Source organism: Pseudoalteromonas sp. JC3, from assembly GCF_030291895.1.
Taxonomy (GTDB): Bacteria; Pseudomonadota; Gammaproteobacteria; order Enterobacterales; family Alteromonadaceae; genus Pseudoalteromonas.
This window is the reverse complement of record NZ_CP127856.1, coordinates 1,174,581-1,187,801: the sequence shown is the minus strand read 5'-3', so window position 1 is coordinate 1,187,801 and position 13,221 is coordinate 1,174,581. Positions and strand designations below refer to the sequence as shown.

Below are 13,221 nucleotides of genomic sequence, written 5' to 3'. Positions count from 1 at the left end.
AAAAGATATTGCAATTAACTACAATCCAACTCGACACCGAGCGATTCACACTTAGACCCCTAACCTCACAAGACGCCGAAGCGCTATTTGCCATATTCTCAGACGCAGACGTCATGCGCTATTGGAACACGCCACCTTGGGAATGCCTTGAGGATGCAACGCAATTTATCAAGCAATCACATGAAGATTTGACTACGCAACAAGCGATCACACTGGCCATTGTTTCGAAAAGTGATGAAACATTAATTGGTAAATGTTTACTTTTTAGCTGGGATAAAGAGTCACGTCGCGCCGAAATTGGCTTTGGTATTGCCAAATCTCACTGGGGGCAAGGTGTCATTCAAGAAGCGGGCTCTGCACTCATTAACTATGCTTTTTCAACACTGCAGTTGAGGCGTATTGAAGCTGAAATTGATCCCGCTAATATCGGCTCAGCCAAAGTGCTAACAAAACTTGGATTTACTAAAGAAGGTCACTTACGTGCTCGCTGGGAAATTGCTGGTGAAGTCTCAGACTCTGCACTATTCGGCTTACTTGCAAGCGACCTTCAATAAAGCAAAGACTAATACCCAAAGGTTTAGATAACGCGTTACCTTTGTTTGTATTGGGTTTTGCAATATCCGCGATTGACCGCTTTGCTTCTAAGTTTAATATGCTTAGTGTTACGGCCATTTACTCGTTGCCGCCATAGCCTAAAACTGCTGGGTTTTAGGCTACAACGCATCAATTTGATCACTTCAGGTTCACTGAGCTCAAACTGTCGTTCGATAGCTTCAAATGGCGTCCTATCCTCCCACGCCATTTCAATGATCCTGGAAATTTCTGAGTCACTAAATTGCACTTGCTTAACCTTCCCCTAATTAAAAGCAAAGATACGTAGCGAGTAGCTCATTAGATTAAAAATACTTACGTCCAATCAATATTCCCATCGCAATGCCGATAGGTAAGGTGTACATGATTTGCCCAGATGCAACGCCCACGGCTGTGCCAATTCCTGCGCCGATAGCCAGCCCCAGACCTATTTTTCGATTGGCATTTTGTTTATCACATTTCATTGATCGTTCCATCATTTAAGCCAGTAGTTAATGTGGCAAAGTAATGAAGAAATGTAAACCACCTTATTTGCTTAACAATCAGTGCCCGTCACGCTTAAACCAAGCCTGTAAAAACTCGATACATTGAAGTACCGCGGCTGGCACAAATTGGCGTGCGGGATACAGTGCATATAAGGCTAGCGTTGGCTTGTCAGCGTGCTGCAAAATACTGACTATCTCACCCTTTTCAAGTGCTTCTCTACAGGCAAATTCAGGTAAAATCCCTATTCCCAAGTGGCTTTTAATTGCCTGCAACATAAAAAGGACATTGTTCACTTTAAGGGAGCCTTTTATTCGCACACCTTCGTCTAATGGCCATAAGTTCCTGCGTTTTGAATAGCTGTATTCAAAACAATTATGATGAATTAAATCTGGTGCTGATTCGATAGCAGGGTGACTCGCTAAATATTGTGGTGAGGCGCATACATGATAGCTAAATTGAGTAATTTCTTTTCCTATATAACTTGAGTCAAACGGGCGACTGGAAGCCCGAAAACCTAAATCGAATCCCTGTTCTACTAAGTCGATATCCTCATCTCCTAAATGTATTTCAAGGTCGACATCGGGATACGCTTGCATAAAATCGGCGAACATTGCTGCCAAGTCAGTGATCCCAAGCACCATTGGCACATTCACCTTTAGCTTACCTTTTGGTGCTTGCTGCGACTCTTGTATGAAGGTGTCTGCATCCTCTAACTTATTGAGAATATCCTTAGCACGTTGTAAATAGCCTTCTCCCACATGCGTGAGCTGCAAATTGCGCGTGGTGCGATGTATAAGCCGCGCACCAAGCTCAGCTTCTAGTCGGCTGATCTCCTTGCTGATCATGGATTTGGATGTATTATATTGCTCTGCAACACGAGTAAAACTGCGTACCTCAGCCAGTTTTACAAACATTTCTATCGCTCGTAGCTTATTCATACTTTCCTTGATTATTGTTTCCACTATGTGAACTCTTGGTTCTCATTGTAGCTATATATCAAACAACATCTAGTTTATACACTGAGCTTGTCTTTTAGCCAAGAAGCAAATGAGGAAAACCATTATGTATACGTTATATTACTTACCAGGTGCTTGTGCGCTAGCAACGCAAGTCATATTAAGAGAATTAAAACAACCCTTCGAACTGGTTGACAAACGCGGTGTTGATAACTTTTTAGCCATTAACCCAACAGGTAAAATCCCGGTTCTTAACGATGGCGAAAACTGCTTAGTAGAAGGCGCTGCAATCCTACTTTATCTACTCAATAAACACGAAAATAACCTTCTTCCTCAAGCTGATGTTCTTCAAAAGCAACAAGCGATAGAAAACATTCTGTTTGCCAATGCTACTATGCACCCGGCTTACAATCGTCTGTTTTTTGCCACAGGCGCAATCGCTGATGAGCATGCACGCCAGCCATTTTTAGAAGCGGCAGCGGTTGCCATCAACGAATTATGGGTGTTAGTCGAGAAAAAGTTAGCGCAGCAATCATTTTTAGGCGGCGATCAGGTTTCCACTGCGGATATCATGCTGACTGTATATGCGCGTTGGGGCACCTATTTTCCAGTCGACATTATCATTCCAGAAAAAGTCAGCAAAATGTTAGCTGCAGTTGAGGCAAGGCCCAGCTTTATCGCCTCGATAGCAGCTGAACAAGCACACAGTACAGACGCATGAGCTTAATATGACTAAGCCTATTTTCAAACTACAGGATTTAGACAAAGTAACTGCGGTTATTCAACAATATTTTGACGGGCTACACCAAGGAGATATTAAAAAGTTGGATGCAGTTTTCCACGTTGACGCGGTGCTCAAAGCTCCAGGAATGAGGCGCACCAAATCACAGTGGCTAGATTTGGTTTCATCTCGACAAACGCCCGAAAGCCAAAGCGCTGCTTTTAATTACCGTATTTTGTCGGTGGATGTTGTAAACCATCAAGCAATGGTCAAGCTGTATTGCCCACTGTTTGAACATCACTATATCGACTTTATTGGTTTACTTAAAGAAGATGGACAATGGCGTATCGTCAACAAAATGTATGATGATCTGTAGGAGATAACCAATGCCAATCATCAATATTAAAATCACGAAGGAAGGCGTTACACCTGCTCAGAAGCAAGCCTTAATAAAAGGTGCAACTCAGCTTATGGTGGATGTCCTTGATAAAGCGCCACATGTTACTTTTGTCGTTATAGAAGAAGTTGAAACTGGCGACTGGGGAATAGGGTTTGATCAAGTCTCTATGTTGAGACAGCAAAACTTAAGTCCTAAATGACGCAATAAAAAAGAGGCATCAGATGGTGCTTCTTTACCTGCAAAGACAATTTTCTTGAAAAAGAATCTTATAAAATTCAGGTAAATAAAAACTTTTTTAAAAAAGTTTCTTGAAAAATATTTGCCTCGTCCATAGATAGTATTGTGAGGACGCCGACAGGGTCCCAACCTAAACTAAGTAAATGTTTTATATGCTATTTATTGGCTTTAATTGAAGCAATAAATAGCTTAATTATCGCTTTATGAGGATACAAATTATGCGTACAGTAGACCTATCTCCACTTTATCGTTCATTCATCGGTTTTGACCATTTAGCACAGCTAATGGATGCAGCATCACGCAACGAAAAGCAACCAAGCTTTCCACCATATAACATTGAAGCCACCGGTGAAGACAAGTACCAAATTACCATGGCTGTTGCCGGATTTACCGAGCAAGAGCTTAGCCTTGAGTCAGAAAACAATACTCTGACAGTCAAAGGCGAAAAGCAAAACAAAGAAGACAAAGCTGAGCGTAAATTTATCCATCAAGGCATCGCAGAGCGTAACTTTGAGCGTAAATTCCAACTTGGCGATCACGTCAAGGTGATTGGCGCAGGACTTGAAAACGGCCTGTTAGTTATTGACCTTGAGCGCGAAATTCCAGAAGCACTCAAGCCAAGAAAGATTGAAATTGGCAAAGGCAATCTCATCGAAAATAAATAATCGATTAAGGTCACTTCCCCCTGTTTTTACATGATGTCACGTTTCCAAGTCGCCCTCGGGCGACTTTTTTTCTGTAAAAAATGTATGAGCTGGCGGTGTAAAGCAACCCTAAAAACAAGCAAACGTAGTGTCGTAACATACTTATTTTTTAAGAGCTGTTAAAAAGGCAACATTCACTTTCTCCGTTACCTTCCCCAATTCAGTTACAGATTAAAATAAACTATGCTAACCTACCTTCTACTACCTAATCAAAGTACTTCAGTATCAAAGTGCTTTGATACTTTAATAGTTTAAAGGAATAGCATGAAATTTTTCATCACGTCAACACTTCTCACCTTGCTATTAGCAACCCAACAATCACAGGCTTACGTCGAGAAGATAAAGCATTTCTCAAGCTTTAGAGATTTGAGTAATATTAGAATCATCGATGTTGATAATGATAATAAAAAAGACATCGTTACAATGATTAATAACGACAAGCAACGATTGTATATTGTAAATACACCTTCTGAAAATGAAGGTATAAAAACAACACTGACTGATTCAATAAAACTCGAGAGCGACAATGAATCAATAGATTCTTTCGAAATTTATTATGATAGGCGATCTGATAATCACTTTGCTGTTGTTATAAGTAAAACACAAAACGTACACCTTCTCAATTTAACTGCTAGAAAATATGTAAAAGCGCTCCCAAATGTAACCGCTGAGATCGTTAAATTTAAAGACATAGATAACGATGGTGACGTCGAAATCATGCTGATAAATGAAAGCAGTATGTCTACACTCGATATGCACACACTAGAAACCAAAGCGCACTACAACTTACCACACTATGAATTTGTTGTTGGGAAGTTTACCAATCATCTGTTCAATGAAATGCTGACGTGGGACGGTAAAATCTACCGAATTCAAGATAATGAAATAAATCAAGTTGGTACGCTTGCAGTAACAGGCACCTATTTATTTACTAAAGATATAAACGGTGATGGAACAGATGAAGTAGTTAATAGGGACTGTACTATAGACGTAAAAAACGGCAGCGTTATTTGGCCTGTAGGAAATTCTCTAGAAAGTTGTAAGCAGGAGCCTGGCTATTCAAAGTATGGTCGTTCATCAACGTTCAACAACACTTTATATCAACTTAATGCGGAAGTTTTTAGCGGTCGCGGTTACCCCTATGCTTTAGATTTAAAATACTATAACTACCTAACTCGAGAAAAAGAGGTTATCGGTAAAAATTTCACAGAAGGAGGTGGAGATTATCAACCTAAAGTCTATCACCATATCTATAGCTATTTGGACTTGTATGGTGATGAGAAAAAAGAAAAGATTGAGCAAAAGACTAAACTTCACGTCGAAGAAGTTTTATTTGGTGAAATAACTGAACTGGGATTCAATGGTGATGTGTATTTAGCAAAGCAGAACAACAAACTAAGAATTATTGATAGACATAATACGGTTGCTGGTATCAATGATATAAAATGGCAGCCAGACTACATCAAAGTCACCAGTACAACATTGAAAAATATATCCCCATTTACTCAAAATGAATCATGGTCAAAAGAAGTCGCAAACAATCTCAACTATTATACTGCAACAGACCTTGAAAAGGTGTCAGTAATTCCTTTTGCTAAAAATAGCAACGATAAAATAGTGTATCAGATCGATGATAGGATGCTTAACAAAAAAAAGAGCTATATATTGAACATGGATGGATCTAACCACATCGAAGAGCCCATTATTGGCAGTTTCGAATTTTTGGGTGATATTGATGGTGATGGTACTCCTGAATATCTCCACCACGAAGGATTTTACTATCTCAATATATCAGAACCATTCGAAATCAAAGACTTTAATAGTGACGTGGCTAAATATAGCATTTCACGGGTTGTTGAGCCCACTCACGCACCAGGGTTAATACGGTCAATAGCATTAATAGACTTTGATGGTGATGGTGTTAAAGAGTTAGTATTCGAACATAAAAATCGAGCGACAATCTATAATCTTGTTCAATACAGCCACTCATCACTGGACCTCGGCGATCTTAAATCACTCTACACGTTTACCAATAACGCGGTAGAAAAGCTTTACGGGACAACGCAAAATGGCACTTTGCAGTCCATTTCTGCACAAGGAAGCAAACAAGAAATCGCGACCTTATGTGCATCGTCGAAATTAATTGATATCGAGCAACACCTTGACGGCCAACTCCATATTACCTGTGAAAATGAATTGGGTACCTTTAAGTTGGCTAGCCAACAATATAGTAAGCTGGTAAGCCTTGATGTGGTCGCAACCCATGCAGATATTAAAATAATTGATCAGGATACTTATTGGCTAGTACGACATGATAATGGCAGAGAATTATATAAAATTTCAGAAAGTACTGAGCAGCCTTTTCAGCTGAGTGCAGCTGAGTTTAATACCAACAAATTTACCCCCGTGAATTTTGCCTTATTAGATGAAAAAGATGCTTTTAACTATCGCTTTTATATTTCTAAAGCACCGAGCAAAGGCAATATCTCTTTCTCAGATAGAGCGCTGGGTCATTTCAACTATACACCCACAACAGGCGAAGTCGGACTAGACCAGTTTGAACTTTCCATGACTGTTGGAGGAAAAACTACCGAAAGCGTCTTAGTCTCTATTAATATTGAAGGAACTCCACTTCTTATTGAATCTAGTTCACTTTCTGCCCACTGGCGTACTCCGCTTAATGGTACATTGTCATTATCAGGCATAGACGAAAATACTGTTCTTCAGTTCGGAGTGACTAGCGCACCTGCTTCAGGTGAGTTTGTCTTCAGTAATACAGCAACGGGTGAATTTACATATACACCATCGACTTCAACGTTAGAGCCTGCAATGCTTATCGTGAATGTGAGTAATGAACATGGTCTACACATTGAGAAAGTCATCACTGTAAACCATACGAATTCAACACCGCAGGCACCGCCAGTCGAGTTCGAGGTCAATCAGTCTGGAGTGATGAGTGTCACGCTTTTAGCTCAGGATGCTGATTCAGACCCGCTTATTTACGAATTGGTATCACAACCAAATAAAGGTGTGGTCGAGATAAACCGTAATACGGGGCTGATGTCTTATACCCCAGAAAATGATGCTACTTATGAAGTAAACTTTCAGTATCGAGTGTTTGATGGCGTGAGTTATTCAGAGCCAAGCAATGTTACCCTTAATGTCGACACGACAAAAGCTGACGACAACAAAGACAATACTGATAAAGAGCAACCAAAGAGCAAGAGTGGCGGAAGTATGCCCGTTTACTTACTGTCTCTGCTATTGCTAGCAGGGTTCGTCCGCAAGTTGAGGTTTAGCTAGACTGCTCCCAACCCAACATTGTAATAATCAGTTTTTACTCTTGGATCAATATACTTGATCCAAGAGTAAACACACGGTCGCCCTAAATTTTTCAACCACTGAACCTAAAAGCTTAAATAAGCAAGAAATGATTAATGATTTAAGTTCAGCTAAGTAAACCGGAAGAGCCTGAAAAACAAACAAAAAAAGCTTGGCTATTAAGCCAAGCTTTGGGTGCGGTGCGAATAACCGCCTTACTCTTACCGACTATGATCCTTCACTTTACTTCCCTAATGACATCCAAACTCTCAATTTGGAGCTCAAAGATTCTGATAGCGATGCCTCGCTGTAAGTATTCCTTTATACCAGTTTGTTTAAACTTGCCCGAAAAAAGGCGCTTAGTTGAACAAATCAGTAATGTTGCCAAATAACTCAACAATAATCATAATCTTTGAACTCTATTCCCTGCTCCCTGACATCAGTTCCTTTTCCTATGTCACTCCCTTGCGCAGGTAAATCTACTTCTCCAGCTCTAATTAGCCTTTAAAGTTTGCGAATTCTGTTTCGCTTAGCTCGCCATTTGCATCAGCGTCTAGCACTTTAAATTGCTCTGCAAGTGCAGTATGCGCTTGTGCTTCACTCATGCTGATTGTGCCGCTTTGATCTGTATCTAGCGCTGCGAAGTCTTCACCCGCCATTGCATTAACAGAAGCAAAAGATAAACCTGTGATTGAAAGTGCAATTAGTACGTTTTTCATCATTTATTCCTCAAAAATTTAAATACTGTTCGTTTTATAAAATTGGAGGGCTATTGATTAGCCTTTAAAGTTTGCGAATTCTGTTTCGCTTAGCTCGCCATTTGCATCAGCGTCTAGCGCTTTAAATTGCTCTGCAAGTGCAGTGTGTGCTTGTGCTTCACTCATGCTGATTGTGCCGCTTTGATCTGTATCTAGCGCTGCGAAGTCTTCACCCGCCATTGCATTAACAGACGCGAAAGATAAACCTGTGATTGAAAGTGCAATTAGTACGTTTTTCATCATTTATTCCTCAAAAATTTAAATACTGTTCGTTTTATAAAATTGGAGGGCTACTGTTTAGCCTTTAAAGTTTGCAAATTCTGTTTCGCTTAGCTCGCCGTTTGCATCAGCGTCTAGCGCTTTAAATTGCTCTGCAAGTGCAGTATGCGCTTGTGCTTCACTCATGCTGATTGTGCCGCTTTGATCTGTATCTAGCGCTGAGAAGTCTTCACCCGCCATTGCATTAACAGAAGCAAAAGATAAACCTGTGATTGAAAGTGCAATTAGTACGTTTTTCATCATTTATTCCTCAAAAATTTAAATACTGTATCGTTTTATAAAATTGGAGGGCTATTGATTAGCCTTCAAAATTTGCGAATTCTGATTCACTTAACTCGCCGTCAGCGTTACCATCTAGCTGAGTAAATTGCTCAACAAGATTGGGATTTACTTTCGCTTCGCTCATGCTGATTGTGCCACTACCATCGGCATCGTATTTGGCGAAGTCGTCACCAGCTACCGCATTAACTGATGCCATTGATAGACCCGCTAGGGAAACTGCTACTAGTAGATTTTTCATCATATTCTCCTTAAAATTTAGTCTTGGCGGAGAGTCCGAAGACTCACCGATACCAAACTTTCAAATTAGCCTTCAAAGTGCTCGTACTCTGACTCGCTTAGCTCGCCATTACCGTCAACATCAAGTGTTTTGAATTGCTCAGCTAACTTAGGGTTAACCTGCGCCTCACTCATGCTGATCGTGCCGCTGCCATCTGTGTCGTACTTTTCGAAGTCATCCATCGCCATTGCCGATGCTGAAACTAATGTCATACCTGTAATTGAAAGTGCTGCTAGTAAATTTTTCATGATCTTCTCCTAAACGATTAAAGTGATGTGATAACTGGGCGAATTAACCTTCGTAGTTATCAAATTCTGCTTGGCTTAGTTGACCGTCTTGGTCAGCGTCTAGCTCGTTGAATTGAGCAAGAAGGCCTTCATCTGCTTTTGCTTCTTCAATAGAGATGTAACCGTCACCATTCATGTCTAATTTGTCGAAATCCGTGTTTGCGTGTGCACCTACTGATGCCAAAGTCATTACTGCTGCTGATACTGCGATTGCTAAATTTTTCATCGTGCTTTCCTCGTAAGATTAAAAACTAAATTCTGTGTTAAACATTTTGCTGTTAAAGCTAAAACTGATTTTGCATTTGTTTTTGCGTTTCGTTTTTCGCTTTCGAGATAACTATTCCAACTTTGATGCCAACATTGAAAAAATACCGTTTATCAATGAGTTAAGTTAAATCACTTAAAAAGATTAAGGTTGGATTAAGGCTGACTGTTGCTAAATGGCAACAGTTAAAAAAGCGAAAAATAAAAAGTCTTTATTTTTCTTGAAGTTAGATTGTCGCAGCTTTGCAACAGGTAAATTTTTGGGTAGAAAATTTTGCAAATCTCGCAACACCATTTGATTGAAATTTGTGCACCCTTTTTAAGGATTTAGCATCGTGAAAAAAATTTTTTCTCAGTCATTACAAAAACAGGCACTTATTGCCATGTTTATTGGTGTGCTTCCAATACTCACATTGACTTTGTGGTACGCCCAGGCACTGTCCAAAAACCAACAAAAAACACAGGATATTTATAATAAAAATCAAAAACTTATTCTTGAATACAATTTTGTGAAAGCAGATATCAGTGCGCTTGAAAAAGCACTGCAAAATAATCAGCTGCTGCAAAGTGAAACACTGCAAGAAAGCATCGAGCAGAAGTGGCAAAATACCAAAAAACGCATTCAATTATTAAAAATAAATCTACCCGACTCGCTGTTTGTTGCTAAATGGCGACAATTCGCGCCAGATGAAATCAATGCCACTTCAAAAGCTGAAGAGTTCCAACAATTGGTTAAGGTGCTTAATCAATTCGAGGAAAGCTTTCAACAAACACTTAATAAGCGCTTATCAGATCAAGAATCCCATTTCGTGCAGCTGCAAACATGGTTTATGTTTGGTCTCGTTATCTTGCTACCCACCCTTATCGTGATCAGCATCTTTTTGATCAACCGGATTTGTCAGCAACTTAATCAGGTAGAATCTGCGGTATCTGAGGTAGGTAAAGGTAATTTCGATAAGTCGGTTGAACTCTCTGGCAGTCATGAATTGCAGCAATTGGGTGACAGGCTAAATTGGTTAAGGCTCGAACTTAAGCGTATTCAACAACAAAAAGAAACCTTCTTGCGCCATGTTACTCATGAGCTTAAAACCCCTTTAGCATCGCTAAACGAAGGAAGCAGCTTATTAAATAGTGGATTGCTTGGAGATGTTAATCCAAAACAACAACGTATTCTCATCATTATGGAAAACTCTGTTGCAAAGCTTGGCTCATTGATCGATGATTTGCTCAGCTATAGTGCAGCCAGTCACCCCGATAGCCTACATCACGACGCCGAAATGAATCTTATCCAAGAGGAAGTCTCTAAGCATCTTAGCGATAAGCTAGGAAAGACTGATGTGATAGTGAACTGGCAAAATCATGATGAGCTAAAAGTGCCTTATCTTCCGTGCAAATTAGTGTTAACTCAGTTAGTGAGCAATGCCATCGATCATGCTAAAAGCAATGTCACTATTTCAATTGAAGAGCGAAATGGTGATGTATTGCTGATAGTCCGTGACGATGGTGATGGCATCGACGTCAATGAGGCCGATTCATTATTCCAACCGTTTGTTCGTGGCGAGAAAAATAAAAATAATAATGGCAGTGGCTTAGGTTTAGCCATTGTCTCTGAGTGTGTGAAGCAATTAAAAGGCGATGTGAAATGGCTATCAGTAGAATCTGGCGCCAGTATTCAAGTCGCCTTTCCAAAAAGGGATCCAAAATGAAATACATCGCATTAAGTATCACGCTATTTTTGCTCAGTGGTTGTGCCACAACAGAGCAAAAGGTCGAGCAGACAAAGCAGTTTATTGGTCCTGTAAAAACAGAAACCAGCGCTAAGTTTGTGCCTTTAGCTGAGGTGATCAAAGCCTTAGTCAGCCAGTGCGCTAAAAAACATAACGTGACATTTAACGATTACTATAAAGGTGCGCTGCACTTACAAGGCTTTATTCACACCTATTGCGGTACAGACTCAACAACCAAGCAACTTAAAGCCATTGAAGAAGTAAAACTACAAGATTACTGGCCAGAAGATTACAACATTTGGTTTGAGTCGTTAGCTTGGCATACCCAAAGCCTTCGTGAGCAAAAAATCAGTAATTATTACTCTGACAATAAGGCGCAACAGCACCAAGAGCAATTGTTACAAACCCAAAAGCAGCTTGCCGAGCTAAAACAAAAGCTTGCTGACATAGAAAAACAACGTTTAGAAACCGATCTTTCTGAAAACCCATCACTTGAGGAGGATTCACTATGAGTCAAACACAACAAGGCGCAAAGTTACTTTTAGTGGATGACGATACGTCTTTAACTGAGCTACTGGCGATGCGTTTAGAAAGTCACGGCTACGAAGTTGAAGTTGCGCACCGCGGTACGCAAGCGTTAAATATCCTCAAGCAAATGCCTATCGACTTGGTCATCACCGATTTGAAGATGGCACACATGAACGGCTTTGAACTTAATGAGCAAATAAAGAAGTATTATACCGGCATGCCCGTTGTCATGATGACCGCTCACGGCTCGATTCCTGACGCTGTTGACGCCATGCAGCAAGGCATTGTGAGCTTTTTAACCAAACCCATTGACTCTCAGCAAATGCTCGATGTCATCAATGAGGCGCTTGCAGGAAAAGTAAGAACCGCACAAACCTCAGATCCAAATAACTTCCATGGATTGTTATTCCAAAGTGCCGCAATGCGTCAATTGGTACAGCAAATTCAGGCGCTAGCCAGCAGCAACGCAAACATTCTTATCCAAGGCGAGAGCGGTACCGGTAAAGAAGTGACAGCAAAAGCAATCCATTTGGCCAGTAACCAAGCGCAAGGCCCATTTATTGCAATTAACTGTGGCGCAATGCCCGCTCACCTGTTGGAGTCTGAACTATTCGGCCATAAAAAAGGCGCGTTTACCGGCGCGGTGAGCGACAAAGAAGGCTTAGTACAAGCAGCAGATGGTGGCACCCTATTCCTCGACGAAATTGGCGATATGCCGCTTGATTTGCAAGTTAAGCTACTGCGTGTTTTACAAGAACGCACCGTTCGCCCTGTGGGCGGCCAAACCGAGCACAAGGTCAATGTTCGTTTTGTCTCTGCAAGCCACAAGAATATTCAAAGCGCCGTTGCGGAAAAGCAATTTCGTGAAGATTTATACTATCGCTTAAACGTGGTATCTGTTGAAATACCAAGTCTAAGAGAGCGATTGGAAGATATTCCACTACTTGCATCACGCTTCCTAAGTGCACTTAGCGATGGCGAAAAGCAATTTAACCAACAAAGTATTACGCATTTGTTGAATTATCATTGGCCGGGTAACATCCGTCAGCTCCATAATATCGTAGAGCACTGTGTTGCTATTACTCCGGGTAAAATGATCACTGAAGATATCGTACAAAAAGCCCTGCCTAAGGATAAAGAGCAGAATGCGTTTACGGGGTTAAATGAAGCAAAACGCCAATTTGAGTATGACTACATCCAAAAAGTACTGGCGCTTTGCGAAGGGAATGTATCGGAAGCTGCAAAACTTGCGCAACGTAATCGCTCTGATTTTTACAAATTACTTAAAAAACATGAGATCCAATGCTAAACCTATTAGAGGGGTAAAATTAGTTTTAATTTCTGAAGCGCGTTGATTGGTCAAATTTACCACTGCAAAGTGTTTATAATACGGATTTGAACGA

18 protein-coding genes are annotated in these 13,221 nt (G+C 40.5%); 9 read left to right on the top strand and 9 right to left on the bottom strand.

Annotation, left to right across the window (positions count from 1 at the left end; genetic code table 11):
* The first annotated feature begins 8 nt into the window (after nt 1-8).
* A complete protein-coding gene (locus QSH61_RS23805) occupies nt 9-554 on the top strand; it encodes a GNAT family N-acetyltransferase (protein ID WP_206472417.1) in 546 nt (181 codons plus the stop codon).
* A 35-nt stretch (nt 555-589) separates the two neighbouring features.
* On the opposite strand, the gene QSH61_RS23800 is transcribed toward QSH61_RS23805, so the two are convergent.
* The 3 genes from QSH61_RS23800 to QSH61_RS23790 all read right to left on the bottom strand — a co-directional run bounded on the left by QSH61_RS23800 (nt 590) and on the right by QSH61_RS23790 (nt 2,015).
* A complete protein-coding gene (locus QSH61_RS23800; RefSeq protein WP_045988026.1) occupies nt 590-802 on the bottom strand; it encodes a TIGR03643 family protein in 213 nt (70 codons plus the stop codon).
* Nucleotides 803-896: 94 nt separating this feature from the next.
* Nucleotides 897-1,055: a glycine zipper domain-containing protein gene (locus tag QSH61_RS23795; protein WP_019647622.1), complete on the bottom strand. Its 159-nt coding sequence runs from the start codon at nt 1,053-1,055 to the stop codon at nt 897-899.
* Nucleotides 1,056-1,133: 78 nt separating this feature from the next.
* On the bottom strand, nt 1,134-2,015 hold the full coding sequence (locus QSH61_RS23790) for a LysR family transcriptional regulator (RefSeq protein ID WP_206472418.1): 882 nt from the start codon (nt 2,013-2,015) through the stop codon (nt 1,134-1,136).
* Between the two features lie 124 nt (nt 2,016-2,139).
* Here QSH61_RS23790 and QSH61_RS23785 point away from each other — a divergent pair, with 124 nt between their 5' ends.
* From QSH61_RS23785 to QSH61_RS23765, 5 genes are all read left to right on the top strand, one after another.
* The gene (locus QSH61_RS23785) at nt 2,140-2,754 is read left to right on the top strand and encodes a glutathione S-transferase family protein (RefSeq protein WP_206472420.1); all 615 of its coding nucleotides are present in this window, start codon (nt 2,140-2,142) and stop codon (nt 2,752-2,754) included.
* A 7-nt stretch (nt 2,755-2,761) separates the two neighbouring features.
* Nucleotides 2,762-3,130 (top strand): nuclear transport factor 2 family protein, encoded by a 369-nt coding sequence (locus QSH61_RS23780; RefSeq protein ID WP_174169420.1) that lies wholly within the window; start codon nt 2,762-2,764, stop codon nt 3,128-3,130.
* A gap of 10 nt (nt 3,131-3,140) precedes the next feature.
* Nucleotides 3,141-3,353, top strand: a complete 213-nt coding sequence (locus tag QSH61_RS23775) for a tautomerase family protein (RefSeq protein WP_206472422.1) — start codon at nt 3,141-3,143, stop codon at nt 3,351-3,353.
* Nucleotides 3,354-3,609: 256 nt separating this feature from the next.
* A complete protein-coding gene (locus QSH61_RS23770) occupies nt 3,610-4,056 on the top strand; it encodes an Hsp20 family protein (protein WP_010379331.1) in 447 nt (148 codons plus the stop codon).
* A gap of 303 nt (nt 4,057-4,359) precedes the next feature.
* Nucleotides 4,360-7,398: an Ig-like domain-containing protein gene (locus QSH61_RS23765; RefSeq protein WP_206472423.1), complete on the top strand. Its 3,039-nt coding sequence runs from the start codon at nt 4,360-4,362 to the stop codon at nt 7,396-7,398.
* Between the two features lie 515 nt (nt 7,399-7,913).
* Here QSH61_RS23765 and QSH61_RS23760 read toward each other — a convergent pair.
* From QSH61_RS23760 to QSH61_RS23735, 6 genes are all read right to left on the bottom strand, one after another.
* Entirely contained in the window at nt 7,914-8,135 is a 222-nt protein-coding gene (locus QSH61_RS23760; protein WP_010604270.1) for an EF-hand domain-containing protein, read from the bottom strand.
* 57 nt (nt 8,136-8,192) lie between these two features.
* A complete protein-coding gene (locus QSH61_RS23755) occupies nt 8,193-8,414 on the bottom strand; it encodes an EF-hand domain-containing protein (protein WP_010604272.1) in 222 nt (73 codons plus the stop codon).
* A 57-nt stretch (nt 8,415-8,471) separates the two neighbouring features.
* Nucleotides 8,472-8,693, bottom strand: a complete 222-nt coding sequence (locus QSH61_RS23750) for an EF-hand domain-containing protein (RefSeq protein ID WP_174169421.1) — start codon at nt 8,691-8,693, stop codon at nt 8,472-8,474.
* 58 nt (nt 8,694-8,751) lie between these two features.
* Nucleotides 8,752-8,973 (bottom strand): EF-hand domain-containing protein, encoded by a 222-nt coding sequence (locus QSH61_RS23745; protein WP_206472424.1) that lies wholly within the window; start codon nt 8,971-8,973, stop codon nt 8,752-8,754.
* A 65-nt stretch (nt 8,974-9,038) separates the two neighbouring features.
* Nucleotides 9,039-9,260 carry an EF-hand domain-containing protein gene (locus QSH61_RS23740; RefSeq protein WP_010604274.1) on the bottom strand — a complete coding sequence of 74 codons (222 nt, stop codon included), beginning with the start codon at nt 9,258-9,260 and terminating at the stop codon, nt 9,039-9,041.
* A 43-nt stretch (nt 9,261-9,303) separates the two neighbouring features.
* Complete coding sequence (locus QSH61_RS23735) at nt 9,304-9,525, bottom strand: EF-hand domain-containing protein (protein ID WP_010369619.1); 222 nt, start codon at nt 9,523-9,525, stop codon at nt 9,304-9,306.
* A 373-nt stretch (nt 9,526-9,898) separates the two neighbouring features.
* Between QSH61_RS23735 and QSH61_RS23730 the strand changes: the two genes are divergently transcribed.
* Genes QSH61_RS23730 through QSH61_RS23720 form a run of 3 tightly spaced genes read left to right on the top strand, consistent with a single transcriptional unit; the run spans nt 9,899 to nt 13,127 of the window.
* Complete coding sequence (locus tag QSH61_RS23730; protein ID WP_010604275.1) at nt 9,899-11,269, top strand: sensor histidine kinase; 1,371 nt, start codon at nt 9,899-9,901, stop codon at nt 11,267-11,269.
* Complete coding sequence (locus tag QSH61_RS23725) at nt 11,266-11,802, top strand: hypothetical protein (RefSeq protein ID WP_010604276.1); 537 nt, start codon at nt 11,266-11,268, stop codon at nt 11,800-11,802. Before QSH61_RS23730 ends, QSH61_RS23725 begins: the two co-directional genes overlap by 4 nt.
* Nucleotides 11,799-13,127: a sigma-54-dependent transcriptional regulator gene (locus QSH61_RS23720; protein WP_206472425.1), complete on the top strand. Its 1,329-nt coding sequence runs from the start codon at nt 11,799-11,801 to the stop codon at nt 13,125-13,127. The genes QSH61_RS23725 and QSH61_RS23720 overlap by 4 nt, the downstream gene beginning before the upstream one ends.
* The last annotated feature ends 94 nt before the right edge of the window (nt 13,128-13,221 follow it).